Here is a 23,467-nt window from a genome sequence, read left to right on the forward strand (position 1 = left end):
CCGCCCCCCCCGCCGCCCCCCCCCCCCCCCCCCCCCCCCCCCCCCCCCCCCCCCCCCCCCCCCCCCCCCCCCCCCCCCCCCCCCCCCCCCCCCACGACCATGCCGACCGCGATCACCCGGCGGTAGGAGAGGCCCAGGTTGGTCGCGAACTCCTCGCCGAGGCCGATGACGCTGAACCGGTCGGCGGCGAGCCAGGCGACGACGACCATCACCCCGGCGATCCACACGAGCTCGTAGCGGCCCTGGACGACGCCGGCGAAGCTGCCCTGCGCCCACTGCCCGAGGGACTGCAGCAGGTCCAGGCGGTAGGCGACGAAGGTCGTCACGGCGCCCACCACGCCGCCGAGCACGATGCCGACCAGCGGCACGAGGACGAGCTGGCGGACCGGCACCGCCCGCACCACCCGCAGGAACACCCAGGTGCCGGCGAGGCCGAACACGGCGGCGACGCCCGCCTTCCCGACGACGGCCAGCCCCGGCACGAAGACCGTCGTCACGAGCACGCCGAGCGTCGCGAACTCGGTGACGCCGGTGGTGCTCGGCTCCACGAACCTGTTCCGCACGAGCATCTGCATGATCAGCCCGGCGATGCCGAGCGAGGCGCCGGCGAGGAGGAGCGCGACCGTGCGCGGGACCCGGGTGGCCCCGAACAGGAAGGCGGCGGTGCCGTCGGACCCGCCGGTCAGCACCGACACCGGGGACACGTCGGAGACGCCGGTGAACAGGCTCACGACCGCGAGGACCGCGAGCAGCACGCCGACGAGCACCCCCACGCCGGTGCGCCGGGGGCGCACCGCGGCGGGGGTGCTCGCGGGACCCGTGCCGAGTGCCGTCACGGTGGAGGTGCGGGCCTCAGCCGGCGATCTGCAGGACGTCGTCGATCATTATCCGGGTGGTGTCGATGCCCCCGAAGACGACGTACCAGGCGACCGGGTCGAGGTAGTGGATCTGGTCCTCGCGGGCGGCGGTCGTCTGCGCGACGACGTCGTTGTCGAGCACCGCCGCGGCCGCCTGCGCGCCCTGCTCGCCGGTGGCCGCGTCGCGGTCGACGACCCACAGGTGGTCCGGGTCGGTCTCGAGCAGGAACTCGAAGGAGACCGGCTCGCCGTGGGTGGCGGCCTGGATGTCGTCGACGACGGGCTGCACGCCGAACGCGTCGTAGACGAGCCCGCCGCGGGCCCCACGGGCATCGGCGCCGTCACCGGCCGGGGCCATCGCGCTGAGCTCCCCACCGGAGACCATGAGGCCGAGGCCGGTGCCCGCGTCGGCGGTGGCGGCCCGCGCCTCCTCGATCCCGGCCTCCAGGTCGGCGACGGCCGCGGCGGCCTCGTCCTCGGCGCCGAGCACCTCGCCGAGGAAGGTGGCGTTGCGCTCGAGGGTCTCGGTGTAGGAGCCACGCAGGCTCAGGTCCACCGTCGGCGCGATCTCGCTGAGGTCCTCGTACAGCGCCGCGGAGCGGCCGCCGATCACGATGAGGTCGGGCTGCTGGGACTCGATCTCGACCAGGTCCGCCTCGAACAGCGTCCCCGCGTCGAACGCGTCGTCGGCCAGGTACTGCTGCAGGTAGCCGGGCACCGAGTCCAGCGGGGCGCCGGCGACCTCGCCGCCCAGGGCGCCGATGGTGTCGAGGGCGGCCATGTCGAACACGACGATCCGCTCGGGGTCGACGGGGACCTCGACCGTGGTCTCCTCGTACGCGGGCTCCTGGTCCTCGGCGGCGGTGTTGCGGTCCCAGGTCCAGGTGACCGTCCCCGCGTCGGTCGCGGCCTCGGCCGCCGGCCCGTCGGAGCCGCACGCGCTCAGGACGAGCGCCGTGGCGAGGGACAGGGAGGCGGCCGCCGGCGGCCGGGTCGCGGTGCGCATGGTTCTCCTGGACGTGAGTAGGTCAGGCTGCCCTAAGTGAGCCTCGCCTAACCTGTCACACCCCCCGGAGCAACGGAACGGCAGGGTCCCGTAGTGGCCGGTTGCCGCCGGGACCCGGGGGGCACCGAGCGGGTCATGCAGACACGCACCCTCGGGTCCCTGTCCGTCCCGGCCATGGGGCTGGGCTGCATGGGGATGAGCGAGTTCTACGGCACCGGCGACCAGGCCGAGGCCGAGCGCACCATCCAGCGGGCCCTCGACCTCGGCGTCACGTTCCTCGACACCGCCGACATGTACGGCCCGTTCACCAACGAGCGGCTGGTGGGCCGGGCCGTCGCCGGCCGGCGCGACGAGGTGGTGCTGGCGACCAAGTTCGGCAACGAGCGCGGCGAGGACGGCTCCTTCCGCGGGATCAACGGCCGGCCCGAGTACGTCCGCCGGGCGTGCGACGCGTCGCTGGAGCGCCTCGGTGTCGACGTCATCGACCTCTACTACCAGCACCGGGTGGACACCACGGTCCCCGTCGAGGACACCTGGGGGGCGATCCGCGAGCTCGTCGAGGCCGGGAAGGTGCGCGCGGCCGGCATCTCCGAGGCCGCGCCGGAGACCATCCGCCGCGCGCACGCCGTCCAGCCGGTGGCCGCGGTGCAGACCGAGTACTCGCTGTGGAGCCGCGACCCGGAGGAGAACGGGGTCCTGTCGACCTGCGCCGAGCTCGGCATCGGCTTCGTCGCCTACTCACCGATCGGCCGGGGCTTCCTCTCGGGGCGGATCCGCAGCGTCGACGACCTCGCGCCCGACGACTTCCGCCGGTCCAACCCGCGGTTCCAGGGCGAGGCGTTCGAGCAGAACCTGCGCCTGGTGGACCGGGTCCGCGAGATCGCCGACGAGAAGGGCGCGACGGCGTCGCAGCTGGCGCTGGCCTGGGTGATGGCGCAGAGCGGGCGCGGTGGCGGTCCGGACGTCGTCCCGATCCCCGGGACCAAGCGGGTGCACTACCTGGAGGAGAACGCCGCGGCGGCGGACGTCGAGCTCACCGACGACGACCTGCGCCGGCTCGACGAGGCCGCCCCGGTCGGCGCCGCCGTCGGCGACCGCTACCCCGACATGTCCGGCGTCCACCGGTAGAGGTGCCCTTGTCGCGACAAAGGCACCTCGAGGGTCATGCGACGGCGGTGCGCGGGGCCGGACGGACGGCGGCGCGAGCGGCGACGGTCCCCAGCACGTCGGCGACGTGCGCCCGGGCGGCCGCCGCCAGCCGGGCGCCGGTGTCGGCCCACGCCTCGCGGACCTCGCGCGCGGGCCACCCCTCCGGCTGCAGCGCCGCGGGCAGCAGCGGGTCCGTGGCCAGCACCGCCCGCAGCTCGGCGCGCAGTCGCAGGTGCAGCGCGAGCGCCGACCGGCCCTCGGGCAGCCCGGCGCCGGCAGCGCGCAGCCGGTCGAGCACGCCGGACCAGGCGGCGGCCAGCCGGGGGAGGTCCCAGCAGCGGGCGGCGAGGTCGCCGTCGGACAACCGGGGGTCGGCGACGCTGGCGGTCAGCAGGTCCAGCCGCGAGGTCGGCTCACCGGCGAGCTCGGCGTGCACCTCGTCGAGCGCCGCGCGGTGCGGCGACACCCAGGTGGCCGGCGCGAGCGGGCCGAACCCGGCGCGGGCCAGGCCGCGGCGCACCCGCTCGCGGGCCGCCCGGTCGGTCTCCGGGACGCTGTAGACCACCATCCGCCACTGCCCGTCCCACGGACCCAGCCGCCGCTGCACGCGCTCGTCGCGGGCGGCCACCGCCTCCCGCAGCAGCGCCGTCGGGGCGACCAGCGTCTCCCGCCCGCGCCGCGACCCGGTCAGCCACCCGGCCCGCCGCAGGGCGGCCACGGCCAGGCGGGTGCTGGGCTCGGCCACCCCGCACGCGGCGAGCAGCCCGACCAGCGTCTGCAGCGACACCGGGTCGGCGCCGAGGACGTCCAGGTGCTCGGCGGCGAGGTCCACCACCAGGTCGCGGACGGTCATGTCCCTCTCCCTACCCCGTCCCCGCGACCGCCTCCCGTGCCGGACGCGCGATCATGGAGCCGATGAACGCATCCCTGGTGTGGGCGGCCACGGCGGTCGCGGTCGCCGTCGCGGTCGCCGGGCTGGCCTCGACGCTCGCCCGCCGGCGGATCGGTCTGGTGCACCTGGCCGGCGCCGCGGTGCTCGAGGTCCTGCTGGTCGTGCAGGCCGTCGTCGCCGCGGCGGCGCTGGCCGGCGGGGAGCGGCCGCCGGAGACCGCGACCTTCCTCGGCTACCTCGGCGGCGTGGTGCTGCTCCCGGTGGCGGGGGTGCTGTGGTCGCGCACCGAGCCCAGCCGCTGGGCGGGCACTGTGCTCGCCGTCGCCGCCCTGGTCACCGCCGTGATGGTCTGGCGGCTGGTGCAGCTGTGGGAGGCCCCGGGTGTCTGAGCGGGCGCGGGACCGGGCGGCACCGCGCGGCGGGACCGCCCCGGGCGGGACGGCGAGCGGGCCGGGCCGGGTGCTGGTCGCCGTCTACGCCGTGTTCGCCCTGGCCGCGGGCGCCCGCGCCACCGTGCAGCTGGCCACCCGGTTCGACGAGGCCCCGGTCGCCTACCTGCTCTCCGCGCTGGCCGCGGCCGTGTACGTGGTGGCCACCGTGGGGCTGGCCCGCGGCGGCCGGGGCGGACGGCGGACGGCGGTCGCCGCCTGCGCGGTCGAGCTGGCCGGCGTGCTCGTGGTGGGCACGCTGTCCCTGCTCGACCCGGCGGCGTTCCCCGACGAGACGGTGTGGTCGGCGTTCGGCCGCGGTTACGGCTTCGTGCCGCTCGTGCTCCCGGTGCTCGGTCTGCTGTGGCTGCGCCACCAGGCGCGGACGGCGGCGCCCGGGACCCCGGGAGGCCCCGGGCGCTGAGCGGTCAGAACTCCCCGCCGCCGAAGTCACCGCCGAAGTCCCCGCCACCGAGGTCCCCGCCGCCGTCGTAGCCGTTGTCGGCGCCGCCGGCGAAGTCGGCCCCGGGGTCACCGCCGTAGCCGCCGTCGCCCGCCGCGTAGTCGCCGCCGCCCTCGCCGGCCCCGGCGCCGTCCTGGTAGCCCTCGGCGTAGGCCTCCTCGTCCCCACCGCCGAACAGGCCGCTGTCGCCCAGGCCGGTGTCGAACAGCGCGTCGGCCACCGCGGTCCCCACGACGAGGCCGCCGATGGTGCCCAGCAGGCTGCCGCCGAGCGAGCCGCCGAAGCCGCCCATCCGCGGTCCGTAGCCCCCGCCGTACGCGGGGCCGTAGCCCGGCCCCGGCCCGGGCCCGTACCCGGGGCCGTAGCCGCCGCCGAAGGTGCGCTCCAGGGTGCCGGGCTGGCGCAGCTCGGCGCGGGTGGCCACCCGGGCGAGGGTCTGCGCGTCGTCGCTGCGCGGCCGCTCGGCGGCCGGCACGGCGGCCGCGAGCTGGGTGAGCACCTCCTGCCGCTGCTGCGGCGTGAGCTGGCCGAAGGCCTCGGCGTGCGCCTGCTCGATCTGGTCGGGGGGCGCCGTCCGCAGCAGGTAGCGGTAGCGCTCGACGGCCTGCTGGTCGGTGAGCGGAGCGCGCTGCCCGGACGCCGGCGGGCCGGGCGGGGCCGGCGGGGGTGGCGGCGGCGGTGCGGCGTAGCCGTCGTACCCGCCGTAGGGCGCGGGCTCCGGCGCGCGGCGGCGGCCGAGGAGCCGGTCGAGCAGTCCCATGTCGTCTCCCTCCCGAGTACCTGCGGGAGGGGTGCCCGCCCGGGCGCGCGGCACACCTGCCGGCCGCCGGCCGTCCCTGTCCGGGCGTCCCACCTGCGGCGCCGGTTAGATTCGTCGGGTGCGACCGGGAGGCCAGCCACCGCAGGAGCGAGCCCCGTCCGGGGCCCACGGGGACGTGCCGCCGGAGGCCCGGGGGGCCGTCGCACGGGCCGCCGTCGACGGTCGGGCCGCGGGGGATCGCCAGGCCGGCATCGTCACCGCCGCGAACGCCGTCGTGTCCGATCGGGGCCCGAGCGGCTCGGCGGCCGCGGCGCTGCCCGCCGTCCTGGCCGACGTCCCGGTCGCCGTCCTGCTCATCGACCAGAAGTCCGGCGCGGTCACCTACGCCAACACCGCGGCCGTGGAGATGGCGGGCAACGTGCGGCTCCCGGTCGACATCGACACCTGGGGCGCCTCGGCCGGCCTGACCGACCTCGGCGGCGCGCCGCTGGCCCGCACCAGCGGACCGCTGTCGCTGGTCGCCCAGGGGCAGCCGGTCACCGGCGAGGCGGTCCGCCTCTCGCCGGGCCGCAGCACCGACGCCTACCGGGCACGCGAGGACGACGGCGACGTCGACCGGCTGCTGTGGGTGTCGGGCTTCCCGCTGTCCCAGCCCGCCGACGCCGAGCAGCTGTCGCTGGTGGTGCTGCTGGAGGTCGAGAGCGTCGGCCGCACCGCCGACTCCGACACCGAGCTGCAGGCGCTGCGCGAGCGCGCCGTCGTGGCCACCGACATCGCGTTCACCATCACCGACCCCCGCCGCCGCGACAACCCGCTGGTCTGGGTCAACCCCTCCTTCAGCCGGATCACCGGGTACTCCTACGAGGAGTCGGTCGGCCGCAACTGCCGCTTCCTGCAGGGCCCGGGCACCGACCCGGCGAGCGTGGCCGAGATCCGGCGGGCGCTGGCGGCCCAGGAGCCACTCACCATCACGGTGCTCAACCACCGCCGCGACGGCACGGCCTTCTGGAACCAGCTCGCGATCAGCCCGGTCTTCGACGGCGAGGGGGAGCTGGTCAGCTTCGTCGGGGTGCAGACCGACGTCACCGAGCGGGTGCGGGTGGAGGCCGAGCGCGAGGCGGCCTTCGCCGCCGAGCAGACCGCCCGGCAGGAGGCCGAGCTGGCCCGCGCGATCGCCGAGCAGGCGCGGGCCGACGCCGAGCGGGCCCAGCGCGACGCCGAGGGCGCGCAGGCCCGGCTGGCGCTGATGGCGGAGGCCACCAGCTCGCTCATCGCCACCCTCGACGTCGGGGACGTGCTCGACCGGCTGGCGACCCTGTGCGTGCCTGGGCTGGCCGACTGGGTGCTCATCACCCTGGTCGACCCCTCCGGGGAGATCCGCGAGGTGGTGTACCGCGACCGCGAGCGGGAGCGCACCGAGCTGCGCCGCTACGACGGCGGGCACGCCCTGCGCCTCCCGCCCGGCTCCCCGGGGCAGCGCAGCATCGACTCGTCGCGATCGGTTCTCGTCGAGCGGCTGCCCGACCGGCTCGAGGACCTGATGGCCTCGCCGGTCGCCCAGGACGTCGCCCAGCGGCTGGGCGCGGTGAGCGCGCTGGGCGTCCCGCTGGTGGCCCGCCGCCGCACCCGCGGCGCCATCACCCTGGTGCGCACCTCCGACGAGCGCCCCTTCACCCCCGACGACGTCGGCCTGGTCGAGGACCTCGCCCGGCGGGCGGCGCTGGTCATGGACAACGTGCGCCTCTACCAGCAGGAGCACGCCGTCGCCGACACGCTGCAGCGCTCCCTGCTGCCCGAGCTGCCCGACATCCCGGGGCTGGAGGCCGCGGCGCACTACGTCAGCGCCTCGACCGCCGCCGACGTGGGCGGGGACTTCTACGACCTGCTGCAGCTCCCCGACGGCTCGGTGGCGATGGTGGTGGGCGACGTCGTCGGCCACGACGTCGCCGCGGCCGCCGCCATGGGACACCTGCGCGGGCTCATCCGCGCCTGCCTGTGGGACGCCCCCGACCCGCACCCGGGCACCGTGCTGACCCGCGTCGACCGGCTGGTGCAGGGCCTGCAGGTGGCGTCGATGGCCACCATGGCCTACGTCCGCCTGCTGCCCCCGGCCGCGCCGGGCGGGCCGTGGACCGCGCAGGTCGCCAACGCCGGGCACCCGCCGCTGGTGCTGCGCACGCCCGACGGGACGGTGCATCCGGTCGACGGCGCCACCGGGATGCTGGTGGGCGTCGACGCCGAGGCGAAGCGGGTGGTGCGCACCGTGGAGCTCGCGTCCGGGTCGGTCCTGCTCGGCTACACCGACGGCCTGGTCGAGACGCCCGGCTCCGACCTGGACCAGGGCATCGAGGCGCTGCTCGGGCGGCTGGCGGCGCTGCCCGCCGGGGCCTCACCCGGGGAGCTGTGCGACGCCGCCGTCAGCGGCACCCTCGACGGCCGGGACGACGTCGCGCTCATCGCCGTCCGCTTCTCCTGAGGCGAGGCATGGGAAGCCATCCCCACGTCTGCGTGGCCAGGACGTGCGGATGGCTTCCTATGCCTCGTTGCTGGCTTCGGCGCGGCCGTAGCTGCCGCGGTGGAACAGCAGCGGGCGGCGGTCGGGGTCGGCGCCGAGGTCGAGCACCCGCGCCGCCACGATCGTGTGGTCACCGCCGTCGTACTCGGCCCACAGCGTGCAGTCGATCCACGCCACGACGCCGTCGAGCACGGGTGAGCCGTACGGGCTGGGCCGCCACCGCACCCCGGCGAACTTGTCCACACCGGAGCGGGCGAAGGCCGCCGACAGCGCCGACTGGTCCTCGGCGAGCACGTTGACGCAGAACCGGCCGAGGTCGCGCAGCCGCGGCCACGTCGTCGAGGTGCGGGCCGGCGCGAGCGCCACCAGCGGCGGGTCCAGCGACAGCGAGCTGAACGACTGGCAGGTGAACCCGATCGGCCCGTCGCCGGTGTCGGCCGTCACCACCGTCACGCCGGAGGCGAAGTGCCCCAGCACGTCGCGCATGACGCGCGGGTCGATGACCTCCACGGGACCGGTCAGGCGAGGGTGGCGGCGGCCGCGCGCGGCACCGACCGGCCGCCGGCCCGGTACAGCGAGCTGGGCAGCTCGTGGCCGACCGCGGACTCGGTGACCCGCGCCGCGGCCAGCACCGCGTCGAGGTCGATGCCGGTGCGCACGTCGGACTCCTCCAGCCAGTAGACGAGCTCCTCGGTGGCGATGTTGCCGCTGGCGCCGGGGGCGAACGGACAGCCGCCGAGGCCGCCGACGGACGCGTCGAGCTGGGTCACCCCCGCCTGGATCGCCGCCAGCGCGTTGGCCTGGCCGGTGCCGCGGGTGTCGTGGAAGTGCACCGCGACCGGCGTCCCGGGGCAGGCGCGGCGGACGGCCTGCAGCAGGCGCACCACACGCGCGGGCGTCGTCGTGCCGATGGTGTCGCCCAGGCACAGTGCGTCGGCGCCGGCGGTGACCGCGGCCCGGCAGACGTCGACGGTGCGGGCGATCGGCGTGCGGCCGTCGAACGGGCAGTCCCACGCGGTGGCGACGACGACCTCGAGGGACCCGCCCGCGCCGTGCGCCAGCCCGGCGACCTCGGCCACCCCGGCCAGCGCCTCGGCGGTCGAGCGGCCGGCGTTGGCGCGGCTGTGCCCGTCGGAGGCCGAGACGACCAGTTCCAGGTGCGCGAGGCCGGCGTCGACGGCACGCACGGCGCCCCGCGGGTTGGCGACCAGCGCCGACCAGTGCACCTCCGGCCAGCGGGAGAGCTCGGCGGCGACCTGGTCGGCGTCGGCCAGCGCGGGAACCGCCTTGGGCGAGACGAAGGAGGTGACCTCGATCCGGCGCACGCCGGTGGCCACCAGCGCGTCGAGCATCGCCAGCTTGCCCTCGAGGGGGACCGGCGCCTCCAGCTGCAGTCCGTCGCGCATGCCGACCTCGCGGACGTCGACCGCGGTCGGCAGGACGAGATCGAAGTCCGACGTCATGATCGCTCTCCTGTTCTGCGCGCGGTCCAGGCACCATCCTGCCCGGATGGGAGGTTCCACGTGGAACCGGGGAGGGAACACCCTGGTCACCACACGAATCGGGGGGAGGAAACGGAGGTGGTCCGTGGACGACGTCGAGTCCATGGGAGCGGTGCGGCACCCCGACCTGGGCAGTGCCTTCACCAACTCGCCCATGGGCGTCGCGCTGTGCACGCCGGAGGGGGAGCTGATCGCGGCCAACCGCGCACTGGGTGACCTGCTCCACCGATCCCCCGAGGAACTCCCCGGGACCACGCTCTCCGCGGTCACCCACCCCGACGACGCCGCCGGGGCCCGCACCGTGCTGGACGGCCTCCGCGACGGCCACGGCCGGGCGCGGTACGAGTGCCGGTTCCTGCGCCCCGACGGCAGCGAGGTCCCGGTGCAGGTGACGACGTCGTGGGTGGAGGGCTCGCCCGACGGCACCATCCCGCACCTGGTGACGGTGGTGGAGGACGTCACCGACCGCAAGCGGCTCGAGGCCCGCCTGCTCCACCTGTCGGCCCACGACCCGCTCACCGGGCTGCCGAACCGGCTGCTCTTCCGCGACCGGCTGCGCCACGCCCTCGAGCGCGGTCACCGCGAGCACACGCCCACGTGCGTGCTGGTCCTCGACCTCGACGGGTTCAAGGCGGTCAACGACCAGTTCGGCCACCCCACCGGCGACGCCGTCCTGGTCGCGGTGGCCGGCCGGCTGACCTCGGTGCTGCGGGCCAGCGACACCGCCGCCCGGCTGGGCGGGGACGAGTTCGCCGTCGTCTGCGAGAACACCGAGCGCACCGACGCCGAGGCCCTCGCCACCCGGCTCCGGGAGGCGCTGCCGGGCACCCTGACGGTGGGGCCGACGACGGTGCAGGTCGGGCTGAGCATCGGCATCGGGTCGGTCGACGGCGGGACCGACCCCGAGCAGGCCCAGGAGACGGTGGTCCGCGAGGCCGACGCGGCGATGTACGCCGACAAGGCCCGGCGCCGCTGAACCACCGGCCGCGCGCCCGGCCCGCCGGGGCTACCTGCCTGCGGCCCAGCCGACGGTGGCCGGGAGCCGGGCGAAGACCGCGGTGAGCACCGGCAGGGGCAGCGCGAAGACGAGGAACGCGGTGAGCCCGACCAGGTCGTCGGGGTCGAGCGTGCCGGCGCCCACGGCCAGCGCGAGGACCAGCACCGCCACGGCCGCCAGCGCCGAGGCGAACAGCGGCGTCGGCGAGTGCCGGCCCAGCAGCCGGATGCCGGCGGCGACCAGCGCGGCGCCGCAGGGGAGGCCGAGCACGAGCACCAGGGTCGGCGCGTCGTCGTCGCCGCCCAGGACGACGACCAGCAGGAACAGCGCCACCAGCGCGCTCAGGCTCCCGGTGACGATGCCGAGCACCCCCGCCGTGGTGGCCACGCCCGGCCGGCCGGGGCCGGCCGGCCAGGTCGGCGGCGCGAGCGGCAGGCCCCAGCCGTACCCGGCCGGGGGGCCGTAGGCGTAGCCGTGACCGGGGCCGTAGCCGGGTGGCGGGCCGTACCCGGAGCCGGGCGGAGGACCGTAGGGGAGCGGCTGCCCGTACGCGGTAGCGGGAGGTGTGCCGTACGGCGTCGTGGCGGACCCGGGCGGGACGACGTCCCACTCCTGCTCGTACGGCGGACCGGTCATGGGCCCAGTCTGGGGCCACTGCCCGCCCGCGCCGTCCCCCGTCGGGGTGGGGTCAGCCACCGAGGGCGGCGTCGACCACGGCCCGCGCCTCCTCCTGCACCCGGGTGAGGTGTTCCGGGCCGCGGAAGGACTCGGCGTAGACCTTGTAGACGTCCTCGGTGCCCGACGGGCGGGCGGCGAACCAGGCGCTCTCGGTGACCACCTTGAGCCCGCCGACCGACGCGCCGTTGCCCGGCGCCTCGGTGAGCTTGGCGGTGATCGGCTCGCCGGCCAGCTCGGTGGCGGTGACGTCGGAGGGCGACAGCTTCCCCAGGGCCGCCTTCTGCTCGCGGCCGGCGGGGGCGTCCACCCGCGCGTAGGCCGACTCGCCGTACCGGGACACCAGCTCCGCGTGCAGCTGCGAGGGCGAGCTGCCGGTCACCGCCTGGATCTCCGAGGCCAGCAGCGCCAGCAGGATGCCGTCCTTGTCCGTGGTCCACACCCGGCCGTCCCGGCGCAGGAACGACGCCCCGGCCGACTCCTCGCCGCCGAAGCCGACGGTGCCCTCGAGCAGGCCGGGCACGAACCACTTGAACCCGACCGGCACCTCGACCAGCCGCCGGCCCAGCCCCGCGACCACCCGGTCGATCAGTGACGACGACACCAGCGTCTTGCCGACGGCGACGTCGTCGCCCCACTCCGGCCGGTGCGCGAACAGGTAGGAGATCGCCACCGCGAGGAAGTGGTTGGGGTTCATCAGGCCGGCGTCGGGCGTGACGATGCCGTGCCGGTCGGCGTCGGCGTCGTTCCCGGTGGCGATCGCGTAGTCGGCGCGCTTGCCGATGAGCGAGGCCATCGCCGACGGCGACGAGCAGTCCATCCGGATCCTGCCGTCCCAGTCCAGCGTCATGAACCGCCACGTGGGGTCGACCAGGGGGTTGACCACGGTGAGGTCGAGGCGGTGGCGCTCTGCGATGGCGGCCCAGTAGTCGACGCTCGCGCCGCCCAGCGGGTCCGCGCCGATCCGCACCCCGGCGTCGCGGACGGCGTCGAGGTCGAGCACGGCGGGCAGGTCGTCGACGTAGGCGCCGAGGAAGTCGTGGCGCTGCGCGGCCGCGTGCGCGCGGGTGAAGGGCACCCGCCGGACTCCGTCGAGCCCGGCGGCGAGCAGCTCGTTGGCCCGGTCGGCGATGACCTTGGTGGCATCCGTGTCGGCCGGACCGCCGTTCGGCGGGTTGTACTTGAACCCGCCGTCGCGGGGCGGGTTGTGCGACGGGGTGACGACGATGCCGTCGGCGAGGCCGCTGGTCCGCCCCCGGTTCGCGGTCAGGATCGCGTGGCTCACCGCGGGCGTCGGCGTGTACCGGCCGGCGGCGTCGACCAGCACCGTCACGTCGTTGGCGGCCAGCACCTCGAGCGCGCTGGCCCAGGCCGGCTCGGACAGCGCGTGGGTGTCGCGGCCGAGGAACAGCGGCCCGTCGTAGCCCTGCGCCTTCCGGTACTCGCAGATGGCCTGGGTGGTGGCCAGGATGTGCGCCTCGTTGAACGCGGTGTCGAACGACGACCCGCGGTGCCCGGAGGTCCCGAACGACACCCGCTGCGCCGGCTCGGCCGGGTCGGGCACCAGCGTGTAGTAGGCGGTCACCAGCGAGGCGACGTCGACCAGGTCGGACGGGGAGGCGGGCTGGCCGGCACGGGGATCGGTCACGCCGCCGATCCTGGCCCGCGACCGCAGCTCGCGCGACCGGCCTGGCGCGCCGGCGCGGTGTGCGTCGTGGTGCATGCGGCGGACGAACACCCACCTCGACGAGGCGCAGACCGCCGTCCCGGACGCCGTCGCCCGCGCCCAGGGCATCTCCCGGGCGGAACTGGTCCGACGTCTGGTCGACCGGGGGGTGTCCGCAGCGCCGTCCGACCTCGAGGCCGACCTGACCGCCATCGAGGAGGCCTTCGGCGTCCTGGCCGGGGAGGAGTCCGGGGAGCGCGGTTCGGTCTCGGCGACCACCTCGTCGCGGCGGTGGCCGAGGTCGACGGGCTGGAGCTGGCCACCCTCGACGTGCGCCGCTTCCCGGTGTCCACGGAGCTGGCAGCGCCGTTCCCGCTGACCTGAGGATCCCGCTCAGCCGACCCGGGCGGTGCCGCAGCGGATGCGGAGGCCGTCGAGCAGCAGCCCGGCGGCCAGGGCGGCGCCGGCGCCCTCACCGGCCCGCAGCCGCAGGTCCAGCAGCGGCTCGAGACCCAGCGCCTGCAGCACGAGGTCGTGACCGCGCTCCCGGCTGCGCTGCCCGGCCACCAGGCAGGCCTGCGCGCCGGGCTCGAGCAGCACGGCGGCCAGGGCCGCCACCGAGACGGCGAACCCGTCCAGGACGACAGCGCTGCGCGTCTCCGCGGCGCCGAGCACCACGCCGGCGAGCAGCGCGAGCTCCGGCCCGCCCAGCTCGGCCAGCGCCCGTGCCGGGTCGAGGCCCGTGCCGGCGCGGGCGACGGCGGCGGTGACCACGCGGCGCTTGCGCTCCAGCACGTCGCTGTCGGCGCCCGCGCCCAGGCCGGTGACCGCGGCGGGGTCGGCGCCGAGCAGCCCGGCGGCGAGGGCGGCCGCGACGGTCGTGTTGCCGACGCCGACCTCGCCGAGCGCCAGCAGGCCCTCGTGCCGGCTGCCCACGGCGCGGCCGGCGGCGAGCAGCCGGGCGACGTCGCCGGGCGTCATCGCGGGCGCGGCGGCGAGGTCGCCGCGGGGACCGGCCGGCCGGGCGTCGACCGCGCCGGGCAGCGGGTCGCCGGTGACCCCGGCGTCGACCACGACGGTGGCCAGCCCGGCCGCGGCCGCCGCGGTGGCGCCCACCGCCGTCCCGGCCAGCGCCGCCCGCACCACGTCACGGGTGACCGTCGCCGGGTAGGCCGACACCCCCAGCGCCGCCACCGGGTGGTCGGCGGCAGCCAGCACCAGCGTGCCGCCGGTGACCTCGCCGCGGCCCAGCGCCACCACCCGGTCGACCGCGCGGTCGAGCACGCCCAGCGAGCCGGGGGTGGTGAGCAGCCGGTCGGCCTCGTCGCGGGCGCCGACCACCGCCTCGCGGGCGGGCGCGCGCAGGTGCGAGGGAGGAGCGGCGGGGCCGCCGTCGCCGGCCGGCCAGCGGTCCTCGACGACGACGGCGTCCAGCGGCAGCCGCCGCGACCAGCCGGCGCGCTCCAGGCCCGGCGCGGGCGGGCGCTCGTCGGGCCAGCCCAGGCACAGCCAGCCCAGCGTGGCCACGCCGTCGGGCAGCCCGACCAGCCCGGCCAGTTCCTCCGGGCGGAACAGCGTCACCCAGCCCATGCCCAGGCCCTCGGCGCGGGCGGCGAGCCACAGGTTCTGGATCGCCGCGGCGCAGCTCCACAGGTCGGCGTCGGGGAAGGTGGCGCGGCCCAGGACGCCGGCCGCGGGCGTGCGCCGGTCGCAGCAGACGACGATGCCCAGCGGCGCCTCGCGGACGCCCTCGAGCTGCAGGTCCAGCAGCCGGCGGGCGGCGTCGGGCTCGAGCCCGGCGGCCTGCCGCAGCCGCTCGCGGTCGGTGAGGACCGCGGCGCGGTCGCGGACCGCGGGGTCGCGGACGACGAGGAACCGCCACGGCTGGCTGTGCCCGACCGACGGGGCGGCGTGCCCGGCGGCGAGCACCCGGCGGAGGACCTCGCCGGGCACCGGGTCGGGCCGGAAGCGGCGGACGTCGCGGCGGGCGGCGACGACGGCGTAGAGGCCCTCGGCGTCGTCGGGCATCGCCCACCCGGCCGGGTCGCCGGCCCGCTGCTCGGCCGAGGTCGCGTCGCCGATCAGCGGCACCGGCCGGGGGAAGGTCACGGGCGGGCCCGCCGCAGCCGGGCCGGGGCGCGGCGGGTCCAGGCGTCGTCGAGCAGGTCGGTGACCAGCGCCTCGTCGGCCCGGGCGAGGTCCACCTGCACCCCCGCGAGCCGCTTCCCCCACCACAGCAGCGACACCGCGCCGCCCTCGGCCGCGCGCGCCTCCCACTCCCCGACCACGACGTTCAGGATGCCCGGTGCCCAGAGCGTGGCGAGCACGGCGGTCCCCAGCCGGAACGACGGGCGGCCGTGGTGGTCGGCCTCGGTGACCTCCGGGAGGGCCAGGGCGAGGGCGCGGACGTCGTCCTCCGTCACGTGGGGGGCGCGCCCGGGTAGTCGCCGACGCTCCAGCTGTTCCCCTCCGGGTCGCGCACGGAGAACTCCTCGCCGCCGTGCGCCGGCTCGGTGAGCGGCCGCAGCACCTCGGCGCCGGCGGCCCGCACCCGCGCCCAGACCGCGGCGACGTCGTCGGTGACCAGGTAGGCGCCGCTGCCGCCCGGGCGCACCGGCCAGCCGCCGTCGTCACGGGCGGACCCGAGCATCACGCCGCCGCCGGCCGGCCAGGCGAGCTCGGCGTGCACGACCAGGTCGCCGTCGCGGACGACGAGGGTCTCGGTGAAGCCGAGGACGTCGACCAGCCAGCGGATCAGGGCGGGGGCGTCGGCGGCGCGGAAGGCGGGCCACACGGTGGGCGGTGGGGAGCTCATGCCGCCGACCCTGCCGCGTCCCGGGCACCGCCGTCTTGGACGAATCCGAACTCCGCGGCCAGCCAGCGCTGCGGCGGGAGCCCGGTGAACGCCCGCCACTCGCGGGTCAGGTGCGCCTGGTCGGCGTAGCCGGTGGTCGCGGCCAGGTCCGCGAGGCCGGGCCGGGGACGGGTGGCCAGCGCCCGGCGCGCGCGGTCGAAGCGGACCACCCGGGCGGCCTCCTTGGGGCCGAGGCCGGTCTCCGCGCGGAAGCGGCCGGTGAGGTGCCGCTCGGACCAGCCCACCCGGCGGGCGATCTCGGCGACCCGCAGCCGCCCGCCGCCGGCCACGGTGAGCCGCCAGGCCTCGGCGACCTCGGGGGCGGGGTCGCCGTCGACGACCGTGCGCCGGAGCACCTCCTCGGCGGCGGCGAACCGCTCTGCCCAGGTCCCGGCGGCGCGCACCCGCTCGACCAGCTCGGTGCTGCCCAATACGTCGGCGAGGTCGACGTCGAGGGCGGCGAGCTCCCCGGCGGGCACGCCCAGCAGCCGGCGGGCACCGAGCGGGGACAGAGCGAACTGCAGCCCGGTCTGCCGGCCGGGGTGGCGGATGAGCGCCGGGGTGGTGTGCAGCCCGCCGACGAGGGCGTCGTAGCGGCCCGGCGGCTGCGCCGGGTCGGGGTGGGCGGCGACGTCGAGCGGCTCGTCCAGGGTGACGACCAGCGTGAGGGCGGGGGAGGGGAGTCCCCGGTGCGTGCCCGGCGCGAGGCCCTGCTGCCGGTAGCCGACGGCGCCGGCGACCAGCCCGCGCAGCGCCGGGTGCGGCCGGTGCGGCACGAACTCGCTGGTCACACCGCCAGGATGGCAGCGGCGGGCGACGTCCTCCAGGCGTGCACTTCCGCGGGAGTGCACGGTTCGGCCGAGGGTCGCGCATCGTGATGCGGACGCGTGCGCATCACGATGTAACCTCGGGTGGTGCGGACCACGGTGACACTGGACGACGACGTCGCCGCAGCGATCGAGCGCCTGCGCCGCGAGGAGGGCCTGGGGGTCAGCGAAGCGGTCAACCGCCTCGTCCGCGCCGGCCTGGTCCCGCGCCGTGCCGTCCGGCCGTTCCGCCAGCGCACCGCGGAACTGGCGTTCACCGTCGACGTCCGCAACGTCGGGGACGTCCTCGACCTGCTCGACGGCACGACCTGATGCTGGTCGACGCGAACCTGCTGCTCTACGCCGTCAGCACCGCCGCGCCACAGCACGAGGCGGCGCGCGCCTGGTGGGAGACGGCGCTCGACGGCGCGGGTCGCGTGGGCCTGCCGTGGCAGACGATCGGGGCCTTCGTCCGCATCGCGACCCACCCGCGGGTGACCCGTCGGCCGCTGACCGCCGAGGAGGCGTGGTCCTACGTCGCGGAGTGGCTCGAGGTCGACGGCGTCTGGGTCCCGGCCGCCACCGAGCGCACGGCCCGCATCCTCGGGGACCTGCTGCGTCGTACCGGCGCCACGGGCAACCTCGTCCCGGACGCACAGCTCGCCGCGCTGGCCATCGAGCACGGCCTCGCGGTGGCGACGGCGGACACCGACTTCGCCCGCTTCCCCGGCGTCCGGTGGGTCGATCCGCTCGCCTGAGCCACGGTCCGGCCCACGCGCTCAGCGCTCGACGGCGTCCAGGAAGGCCTGCAGGGTCCGCAGGAACACCTCGGGCTGCTCGGAGTGGACCCAGTGACCGGCGTGCTTGACCTTCACCAGCCGGGTGTGCGGGAAGAGCTCCTCCATGCGCCCGCGGTCCCCGGGGAGCACGTAGTGGCTCTTCGCGCCCGCGATCCACAGCACCGGGCCGTCGAACGTGGCACCGGGCGGCGGCTCGGGGAAGCCGCGCAGCTCGCCGAGGTCGCGCTCGAGGGTCTCCAGGTTCAGCCGCCACCGCCAGCGGCCCGAGCCGACCCCCTCGCGGACCAGGCTCTGCAGCAGGAACGACCGCACCATCGTGCTCGGTACCGCCTCGCGCAGCGCCCGGTCGGCGTCCTCGCGGGTGCGCAGCGAGCCCAGGTCGACCGCCCGCATGGCGGCGATGAACGCGCCGAACGGGGACGCCTCCTCGTCGGGGTCGTCGGTCCGGCCGCCGGAGACCGGGTACTCCGCGGGCGCGACGTCGACGACGACCAGCGCGCGCAGCAGCTCCGGCCGGCGCAGCGCCAGCTGCATCGCCACCTTGCCGCCCATCGAGTGCCCGACCAGCGTCACCGGCTCCCCGAAGGACGCCAGCTCCGCGGCGACCAGGTCGGCCATGTCCACGTAGTCGACCCGGTCGGTCCACGGCGAGTGCCCGTGGTTGGGCAGGTCCAGCAGCGTCACCCGGTGACCGTCGGCCAGCCCCTTCGCCGCCGTCGTCCAGTTCTTGCCCTGGCCGAACAGGCCGTGCACGAAGACGACCCGCGGCCCGGCCTCGCCGACGGTGCGCGCTGCCAACCCCTCGTCAGACTGCGGCCCCATCCGGCGATTCCACCAGATGCCCGGCGTCCGGCGACCTACCGTGCCCGGGACGACGGGGGAGGTCCCACGATGCCCGGACGGCGCCGCGCCGCCACCACGACCAAGCGCCGGACGGCCAGGAGGCGGACGCCGGCCCGCCGGCCGGCGGTGCCCGACCTGCCCACCGCGGGCCCGGGCGAGCGGGTGTGGGTGCTCGCCGTCCCGTTCCGCGCGCCGGCACCGGGCGCCGTCTGGCACGCCGGGCTGCAGGCGCACGTGTGGGTCGGCGCGGACCTGCCCGCGGCGCTGGCGCCCTACGACCCGCCGCCGTACACGTTCGAGCGCTTCCTCGAGGACGAGCTCAACGAGACGCCGCGGCCGCTGCCCGAGGCCCGCCCGCTGGTGCCGCGCGAGGAGCAGTGCACCGGCGCGGAGGCCGTCGTCGCCTCGGCCGCGGCCGGGCACCGGGTGTTCCTGCTCGGCGACGACCCCGGCGTCGGCAAGACCGGTACCGCGGTCATGGCCGCCCGGGAGATCTGCGAGCTGCGCGGCGGCGAGCGGGTGCTCGTCGTCGCCGACCGTCCGGCCGCGATCACCATCCCGCACTGGACCCGCTCGATCGCCGGCTTCGGCGACGGCGGGCTGCGCTGGTGCGTGACCACCTGGGACCGGCTGGCGAAGGTGTCGACGCTGCGGTTCGACGTCGTCATCGCCGACGAGGCGCACATGGTCCGGCACACGACGACGCAGCGGTGGAAGCACTGGAAGGCGGTCTCGGGCGGCGCCCGCGCCACCGACGTCCCCTTCGTCATCGCCGCCACCGCCACCCCCGCGCACACGCCGCTGGAGCTGCCCTACCTGGCGCCGCAGTTCGCCCAGGTCCACGGTGAGCCGCTCCGCGCGTGGGGGGACCTGCCGGCGAAGCTCGCCGAGCACGGGTTCCACGTGGAACGCGGCCGGTACGGCTGGGCCTGGACCGAGGACGCCGAGCGGCGGCGCACCGACCTCGCCCGGCTGCAGGGCTGGCTCACCGACGCCGACCCGCCGGCCACGCTGCACCGCCCGGCGCCGTGGGGACCGGTGTCGGTGACCGGGACGCCGGTGGCGCTGACCCCGGCCGAGCGGTGCGCCTACGAGTCGGAGTGGCAGGAGTTCCGGGCCGAGATGCAGCTGGCGCGGCGGGCCCGGCAGAGCGCGCGCGGGCGGGCGGCGCTGCTGCGGTTCCGGCAGAAGGCGGGGCTGATCCGCGCGCAGGCCACCGTCGACTGGGTGCGGGCGCAGGTGGAGGCCGAGCGGCAGGTGGCGGTGTCGGTGGAGTTCGTCGAGACGGCCGCCGACCCCATCCGCGAGGCGCTGCTCGACGCCGGGATCCCGGTGGCGAGCATCTACGGCCGGGACCGGTTCGACGTCGAGGCCGAGCGGCTGCGGTTCCAGACCGGCGCCGCGCCGGTGTGCGTGTTCACCGTGACCGCGTCGATCAGCCTGCACGCCGGCGAGCTGCTGCCGGCCGGGACGACGGCGTCGACCACGCCGCGGGTCGGCCTGTTCCACCAGCCGCGCTTCTCCGGCATCCAGGCCCGCCAGGTCACCGGCCGCACCCACCGCGACGGGCAGGTCTCCCCGTGGCGGGTGGCCTTCGCCGAGGGCACCGTCGAGGAGCAGGTGGCGCGGGTGATGGTCGAACGACTGGCGGTCAGCGGGTCGACGGCGGGCGCGGACACGTCATCGCTGCAGGAGATCGCCGAGCTGCTCGACGCCGACTGGCTGCCGCCGGCCGCACTCACCGACGGCTGAGGCCGGGCGCCTTGCCGAGGGTGTGCGCCCGCGGCGCGTTCCCGGGCCTCGAACGCGGCGCCGGCGCACATCGGCCGGGGGCCGCCCGCGGCCAGCCTGCGCGCGTGGTCGCGGTCGCCGTCGTGGGTGTCGTCCTGCTCGCCGGGCTGACGGTGTTCCAGGTCCTCCTGGTCGGCGGGGCGCCGCTGGGCCGGTTCGCGTGGGGCGGGCAGCACGAGGTCCTGCCCGCGCGGCTGCGGGTCGGCAGCGCGGTGGCGGTCGTCCTCTACGCCGTCTTCGCCCTGCTGGTGCTGCAGGCGGCCGGCGCCGTCACCGTGCTGCCCCGGCGCCTGGCCGACGTCGGCATCTGGGTCCTCACCGGCTACCTCGCCCTCGGTGTCTTCCTCAACGCGATCTCGCGCAGCCGGCCCGAGCGCCTGGTGATGACGCCGGTGGCGCTGGCGCTGGCCGTCGTCTGCCTGGTGCTCGCGCTGCGCTGAGCCGTCGCCGGCAGGGCTGACAGCGGCACCGCGGAGGAGAACCCTGGGCCCCCGAAGATCTCCCGAGGGGGCCCGCGATGGCAGTGCGGCGGACGGTCCGCGGCCCGCGACTGGTCGGTCGCGACCGCGAGTACGCCGTCCTGGACGGTGAGCTGGACCGCGCCGCCCGCGGCGAGTGGCGGGGCGTGCTGCTCACCGGCGAGGCCGGTGCCGGCAAGACCCGGCTCGCCGCGGAGCTCGTGGCCCGCCGGCCCGACGTCACCGACCTGGCGGCCCGGGCCTTCCCGCTGGGGTCCACCACGCCCTTCGGGCTGTGGGGCGAGGCGCTGGAGCGTCACCTGCGCGGCCTCCCGCCGGAGGACGTCGCGCGGCTGTGCGCCGGGTCGGAGGCCGACCTGGCCACCCTGCTGCGCAGCGTCGCCGCGGCCACCGGGGTCCGCCCGGACGCGGCGCCGTCCCGGCCGCGGCTGGTGGCGGCCCTGACCGCGCTCATGCGGGCGCTGGCCGCCGAGCACCCCGTCGTCCTCCGCCTCGACGACCTGCACCTGGCCGACGTCTCCTCGCTGGAGGCGCTGCACGCGGTCGCCCACGGCTGCGCCGACGCGGCGGTCCTCGCCCTGGCGACCGTGCGCCCGGCGCCGCTGCGCGCCGCGGCGGAGGTCGAGCAGGTGCTGCTGGCGCTGGAGCAGGACGGGCTGCTGCGGCGGCTGCCGGTCGGCCCGCTGCCGGACGCGGCGCTGGGCGACCTCGCCGGGGCGGCGCTCGGCCCGGGGACACCGGTGCCCGCCGCCCTGACCGGCTGGCTGGCCCGCCGGTCCGGCGGCAACCCGTTCGCCGCCCTCGAGCTGCTCCGCGCGCTGCAGGCGGAGGGGGCCGACCTCGCCGCGCCGGAGCTGCAGGAGCTGCCGGACTCCCTGGCCGCGCGGGTGGAGCTCGACCTGGCCCGGGTCGGACCGGACGCCGTCGCCCTGCTGGAGCTGCTCGCCGTCCTCGGCCGGCGCACCGACCTCCGCAGCCTCGTGGCCCTCGCCGGCGCCGAGCCCGCCGCCCTGGCCGCCAGGCTGGAGACCCTCGTGCGGGCCGACCTGGTCACCGAGGAGGAGCGCGGACTGCGGCTGGCCTACGAGCCGGCGCACCCGCTGCTGGCCGAGGTCGTGTACCGGCGGATCGGCGCCGCCCGCCGCCGCCTGCTGCACCGGCAGGTGGGCCGGGTGCTGGCCGACGCCGGCCGGGTGGGGGAGGCCGCGCCGCACGTCGCCGCCTCCGCGGGGGCCGACGACGACGAGGCGGTCGCCGTCCTCCTCGAGGCGGAGCGGCGGGCCGAGGCCGCCGGTGCCTACCCCGAGGCCCTCGCCGTCCTGGGGGCGCTGGTCGAGCTGCTGCCCGCCGGGGACCCGCGCTGGCGCGCCGTCGTCGACGCGCTGCGGTGGGACGCCGAGTGGGTGCTCGACCACCGCGCCGACGAGCACGCCCTGTCCGGCATCGGCGCGCTGCGGGCGATGGACGCCGCCCTCGCGGGCGTGCCCGACCCGGAGCCGCGGGCGCGGGTGCGGTTCCGCCTGGCGGGCTTCCTCGCGTGGGGGGAGGGCGACCTCGGCCAGGCCCGCCGGCTGTGCCGCGAGGCGGGCGAGCTGTTCGCGGCGGCCGGTGACCGGCGCGGCGCGCTGCTGGCCGCGCACGAGGGCGCGTGGATCGACCACCTCGCCGGCGCCGGTGCCCCGGCCCTGTGCGACCGGGCCGCGGACCTCGTCACGACTGCCCGCAGCGAGGGGGACGGCGTCGTGCTCGGGCGGGCGCTGCGCACGGTGGGCCTGGCGGCGCTGGTCTGCGGCCGGTTCGAGGAGAGCCGGGCGGCGCTGGCCGAGGTGGTCGACTCGGCCCGGGCGCAGGGCAACGCCTACCGGCTGGCCATGGCGCTGGCCAACCAGGGGCAGGGGCTGGTGCTGGCCGGGCGGGTCGCCGAGGGGCTGCCGCTGCTCGAGGAGGCCGCGGCCGCGCTGCCGGACGACCCGCCGCTGCCGCTGGAGGTCTTCGTCCGCTGGCTGGCCGGGGACCACACCGGCGCGGTGGCGGCCGCGCGGCGGGCCGCCGGGTCACCGGTCCCGGCCCGCCGGCACGCGTGGGCGTTCGCACCGGCCGCGGCGTCGGCGGCGGAGCTGGGCGAGCACGCCGAGGCGGCGCGGTACCTGGCGCTGGCCCGGCGTCCGTACCAGGGAGACCACGGGACGTACGGGGAGGTCGTCGCCCACGCCGCCGCCCTGTGCGCCGTCCTCGCCGGCCGCGGACCCGACGTCGTGCCGGAGCTGCGCCGGCTGGCCGAGCGCTCCGACGAGCTCGGCATCCTCCTGGTGCTGCCCGCGCGGGTCGACCTGGCCGAGGTGGCCGCGGCGGCCGGCCGGCCCGAGCCGGCCGCCGGGGCCGCGCTCGACCGGGTCGCCGAACGGACCGGCGTGCCCGCCCACGCCGGCCTGGCCGCGCTCGCCTCCGGGTGGGCCGCACTCGCCGCCGGCGACCGGCGGGCCGCGGAGGAGCACGCCCGGCGGGCGGTCGGGGTGCTGTCCGCGGCGAGCTGGCCGGTGTACCTGGCCCGCGCCCGCCACCTGCTCGGGCTCGCCACGGCCGACCGCGACCGCGCCGCCGCGGAGCTCGCCGCCGCCGCGGAGGGCCTGGCCGCCTGCGGCGCCCTGGTCCGGCGGACGGCGGTCCTCGACGCCCTGGGCCGGCTGGGCTCGCACGGCCGGCGGGTCGCGGCGGCCGCGCGCGGGCCGGGCTCCCTGACGCCCCGCGAGCGGGAGGTGGCCGAGCTGGCCGCGGCCGGGCTGACGGCGCGGGAGATCGGCGCCCGGCTGTTCATCGGCGAGCGCACCGTGGAGGGCCACCTCGCGCGGGCCTACGCGCGGCTGGGGGTGCGCTCGCGGGTGGAGCTGGCCCGGTACGCGGCCGACGGCGGGCTCGCCGGATCGGGTACCGCGGCACGTACCGGTACGCCAGACCGCCGGCCCGCCCGTTCCTAGCGTCGCCGT

Annotated in this window: 23 protein-coding genes; 10 read left to right on the forward strand and 13 right to left on the reverse strand. The window is 77.4% G+C overall.

Annotated elements, in window-relative coordinates:
• A partial coding sequence (locus tag ACI78U_RS20970) for an iron chelate uptake ABC transporter family permease subunit (RefSeq protein ID WP_456877329.1) occupies positions 1-794 on the reverse strand: 794 nt, incomplete at its 3' end.
• A 58-nt stretch (positions 795-852) separates the two neighbouring features.
• Positions 853-1,863 carry a siderophore ABC transporter substrate-binding protein gene (locus ACI78U_RS20975; protein WP_456877330.1) on the reverse strand — a complete coding sequence of 337 codons (1,011 nt, stop codon included), beginning with the start codon at positions 1,861-1,863 and terminating at the stop codon, positions 853-855.
• Positions 1,864-1,998: 135 nt separating this feature from the next.
• Between ACI78U_RS20975 and ACI78U_RS20980 the strand changes: the two genes are divergently transcribed.
• A complete protein-coding gene (locus ACI78U_RS20980; RefSeq protein ID WP_456877331.1) occupies positions 1,999-2,991 on the forward strand; it encodes an aldo/keto reductase in 993 nt (330 codons plus the stop codon).
• A gap of 34 nt (positions 2,992-3,025) precedes the next feature.
• On the opposite strand, the gene ACI78U_RS20985 is transcribed toward ACI78U_RS20980, so the two are convergent.
• Entirely contained in the window at positions 3,026-3,865 is an 840-nt protein-coding gene (locus tag ACI78U_RS20985) for a PaaX family transcriptional regulator C-terminal domain-containing protein (RefSeq protein ID WP_456877332.1), read from the reverse strand.
• Between the two features lie 62 nt (positions 3,866-3,927).
• On the opposite strand from ACI78U_RS20985, the gene ACI78U_RS20990 reads away from it, so the two are divergent.
• Positions 3,928-4,293, forward strand: coding sequence for a hypothetical protein (locus tag ACI78U_RS20990; protein WP_456877333.1), 366 nt, complete (start codon positions 3,928-3,930; stop codon positions 4,291-4,293).
• Positions 4,286-4,756 carry a hypothetical protein gene (locus ACI78U_RS20995; RefSeq protein WP_456877334.1) on the forward strand — a complete coding sequence of 157 codons (471 nt, stop codon included), beginning with the start codon at positions 4,286-4,288 and terminating at the stop codon, positions 4,754-4,756. The genes ACI78U_RS20990 and ACI78U_RS20995 overlap by 8 nt, the downstream gene beginning before the upstream one ends.
• A gap of 4 nt (positions 4,757-4,760) precedes the next feature.
• On the opposite strand, the gene ACI78U_RS21000 is transcribed toward ACI78U_RS20995, so the two are convergent.
• A complete protein-coding gene (locus ACI78U_RS21000; RefSeq protein ID WP_456877335.1) occupies positions 4,761-5,555 on the reverse strand; it encodes a hypothetical protein in 795 nt (264 codons plus the stop codon).
• Between the two features lie 274 nt (positions 5,556-5,829).
• Between ACI78U_RS21000 and ACI78U_RS21005 the strand changes: the two genes are divergently transcribed.
• Positions 5,830-8,031, forward strand: coding sequence for a SpoIIE family protein phosphatase (locus ACI78U_RS21005; protein ID WP_456877336.1), 2,202 nt, complete (start codon positions 5,830-5,832; stop codon positions 8,029-8,031).
• A gap of 57 nt (positions 8,032-8,088) precedes the next feature.
• On the opposite strand, the gene ACI78U_RS21010 is transcribed toward ACI78U_RS21005, so the two are convergent.
• Both ACI78U_RS21010 and ACI78U_RS21015 read right to left on the reverse strand, forming a co-directional pair.
• On the reverse strand, positions 8,089-8,580 hold the full coding sequence (locus tag ACI78U_RS21010; protein ID WP_456877337.1) for a flavin reductase family protein: 492 nt from the start codon (positions 8,578-8,580) through the stop codon (positions 8,089-8,091).
• A gap of 8 nt (positions 8,581-8,588) precedes the next feature.
• Positions 8,589-9,533: a hydroxymethylglutaryl-CoA lyase gene (locus tag ACI78U_RS21015; protein ID WP_456877338.1), complete on the reverse strand. Its 945-nt coding sequence runs from the start codon at positions 9,531-9,533 to the stop codon at positions 8,589-8,591.
• A 124-nt stretch (positions 9,534-9,657) separates the two neighbouring features.
• Here ACI78U_RS21015 and ACI78U_RS21020 point away from each other — a divergent pair, with 124 nt between their 5' ends.
• Positions 9,658-10,548 (forward strand): diguanylate cyclase domain-containing protein, encoded by an 891-nt coding sequence (locus ACI78U_RS21020; protein WP_456877339.1) that lies wholly within the window; start codon positions 9,658-9,660, stop codon positions 10,546-10,548.
• 30 nt (positions 10,549-10,578) lie between these two features.
• On the opposite strand, the gene ACI78U_RS21025 is transcribed toward ACI78U_RS21020, so the two are convergent.
• The 6 genes from ACI78U_RS21025 to ACI78U_RS21050 all read right to left on the reverse strand — a co-directional run bounded on the left by ACI78U_RS21025 (position 10,579) and on the right by ACI78U_RS21050 (position 16,555).
• On the reverse strand, positions 10,579-11,205 hold the full coding sequence (locus ACI78U_RS21025; protein WP_456877340.1) for a hypothetical protein: 627 nt from the start codon (positions 11,203-11,205) through the stop codon (positions 10,579-10,581).
• Between the two features lie 52 nt (positions 11,206-11,257).
• On the reverse strand, positions 11,258-12,892 hold the full coding sequence (gene pgm / locus ACI78U_RS21030) for a phosphoglucomutase (alpha-D-glucose-1,6-bisphosphate-dependent) (RefSeq protein ID WP_456877341.1): 1,635 nt from the start codon (positions 12,890-12,892) through the stop codon (positions 11,258-11,260).
• 411 nt (positions 12,893-13,303) lie between these two features.
• Positions 13,304-15,019, reverse strand: coding sequence for a 5,6-dimethylbenzimidazole synthase (gene bluB, locus ACI78U_RS21035; protein WP_456877342.1), 1,716 nt, complete (start codon positions 15,017-15,019; stop codon positions 13,304-13,306).
• Positions 15,016-15,333 carry a hypothetical protein gene (locus ACI78U_RS21040; protein ID WP_456877343.1) on the reverse strand — a complete coding sequence of 106 codons (318 nt, stop codon included), beginning with the start codon at positions 15,331-15,333 and terminating at the stop codon, positions 15,016-15,018. The genes bluB and ACI78U_RS21040 overlap by 4 nt, the downstream gene beginning before the upstream one ends.
• Positions 15,330-15,725, reverse strand: coding sequence for a VOC family protein (locus tag ACI78U_RS21045; protein ID WP_456877344.1), 396 nt, complete (start codon positions 15,723-15,725; stop codon positions 15,330-15,332). The genes ACI78U_RS21040 and ACI78U_RS21045 overlap by 4 nt, the downstream gene beginning before the upstream one ends.
• Complete coding sequence (locus ACI78U_RS21050; RefSeq protein WP_456877345.1) at positions 15,722-16,555, reverse strand: helix-turn-helix domain-containing protein; 834 nt, start codon at positions 16,553-16,555, stop codon at positions 15,722-15,724. Before ACI78U_RS21050 ends, ACI78U_RS21045 begins: the two co-directional genes overlap by 4 nt.
• A gap of 123 nt (positions 16,556-16,678) precedes the next feature.
• On the opposite strand from ACI78U_RS21050, the gene ACI78U_RS21055 reads away from it, so the two are divergent.
• Both ACI78U_RS21055 and ACI78U_RS21060 read left to right on the forward strand, forming a co-directional pair.
• A complete protein-coding gene (locus ACI78U_RS21055) occupies positions 16,679-16,903 on the forward strand; it encodes a ribbon-helix-helix protein, CopG family (protein WP_456877346.1) in 225 nt (74 codons plus the stop codon).
• Positions 16,903-17,328, forward strand: coding sequence for a TA system VapC family ribonuclease toxin (locus tag ACI78U_RS21060; RefSeq protein ID WP_456877347.1), 426 nt, complete (start codon positions 16,903-16,905; stop codon positions 17,326-17,328). Before ACI78U_RS21055 ends, ACI78U_RS21060 begins: the two co-directional genes overlap by 1 nt.
• A 21-nt stretch (positions 17,329-17,349) precedes the next feature.
• Here ACI78U_RS21060 and ACI78U_RS21065 read toward each other — a convergent pair whose 3' ends face one another.
• A complete protein-coding gene (locus tag ACI78U_RS21065; protein ID WP_456877348.1) occupies positions 17,350-18,192 on the reverse strand; it encodes an alpha/beta fold hydrolase in 843 nt (280 codons plus the stop codon).
• A 69-nt stretch (positions 18,193-18,261) separates the two neighbouring features.
• On the opposite strand from ACI78U_RS21065, the gene ACI78U_RS21070 reads away from it, so the two are divergent.
• From ACI78U_RS21070 to ACI78U_RS21080, 3 genes are all read left to right on the forward strand, one after another.
• A complete protein-coding gene (locus tag ACI78U_RS21070) occupies positions 18,262-19,965 on the forward strand; it encodes a helicase (RefSeq protein ID WP_456877349.1) in 1,704 nt (567 codons plus the stop codon).
• A 104-nt stretch (positions 19,966-20,069) separates the two neighbouring features.
• Positions 20,070-20,444, forward strand: a complete 375-nt coding sequence (locus ACI78U_RS21075) for a hypothetical protein (protein ID WP_456877350.1) — start codon at positions 20,070-20,072, stop codon at positions 20,442-20,444.
• A gap of 77 nt (positions 20,445-20,521) precedes the next feature.
• Positions 20,522-23,458, forward strand: a complete 2,937-nt coding sequence (locus ACI78U_RS21080) for an ATP-binding protein (protein WP_456877351.1) — start codon at positions 20,522-20,524, stop codon at positions 23,456-23,458.
• Positions 23,459-23,467: the final 9 nt, after the last annotated feature.

This window comes from Geodermatophilus sp. SYSU D00710 (assembly GCF_054050195.1).

Bases quoted from the DNA above. Each gene is read 5' to 3' on its own strand.
- ACI78U_RS20975 (WP_456877330.1), bottom strand. From the start codon at position 1,863: ATGCGCACCGCGACCCGGCCGCCGGCGGCCGCCTCCCTGTCCCTCGCC.
- ACI78U_RS20980 (WP_456877331.1), top strand. From the start codon at position 1,999: ATGCAGACACGCACCCTCGGGTCCCTGTCCGTCCCGGCCATGGGGCTG.
- ACI78U_RS20985 (WP_456877332.1), bottom strand. From the start codon at position 3,865: ATGACCGTCCGCGACCTGGTGGTGGACCTCGCCGCCGAGCACCTGGAC.
- ACI78U_RS20990 (WP_456877333.1), top strand. From the start codon at position 3,928: ATGAACGCATCCCTGGTGTGGGCGGCCACGGCGGTCGCGGTCGCCGTC.
- ACI78U_RS21000 (WP_456877335.1), bottom strand. From the start codon at position 5,555: ATGGGACTGCTCGACCGGCTCCTCGGCCGCCGCCGCGCGCCGGAGCCC.
- ACI78U_RS21015 (WP_456877338.1), bottom strand. From the start codon at position 9,533: ATGACGTCGGACTTCGATCTCGTCCTGCCGACCGCGGTCGACGTCCGC.
- ACI78U_RS21025 (WP_456877340.1), bottom strand. From the start codon at position 11,205: ATGACCGGTCCGCCGTACGAGCAGGAGTGGGACGTCGTCCCGCCCGGG.
- ACI78U_RS21045 (WP_456877344.1), bottom strand. From the start codon at position 15,725: ATGAGCTCCCCACCGCCCACCGTGTGGCCCGCCTTCCGCGCCGCCGAC.
- ACI78U_RS21060 (WP_456877347.1), top strand. From the start codon at position 16,903: ATGCTGGTCGACGCGAACCTGCTGCTCTACGCCGTCAGCACCGCCGCG.
- ACI78U_RS21065 (WP_456877348.1), bottom strand. From the start codon at position 18,192: ATGGGGCCGCAGTCTGACGAGGGGTTGGCAGCGCGCACCGTCGGCGAG.
- ACI78U_RS21070 (WP_456877349.1), top strand. From the start codon at position 18,262: ATGCCCGGACGGCGCCGCGCCGCCACCACGACCAAGCGCCGGACGGCC.
- ACI78U_RS21080 (WP_456877351.1), top strand. From the start codon at position 20,522: ATGGCAGTGCGGCGGACGGTCCGCGGCCCGCGACTGGTCGGTCGCGAC.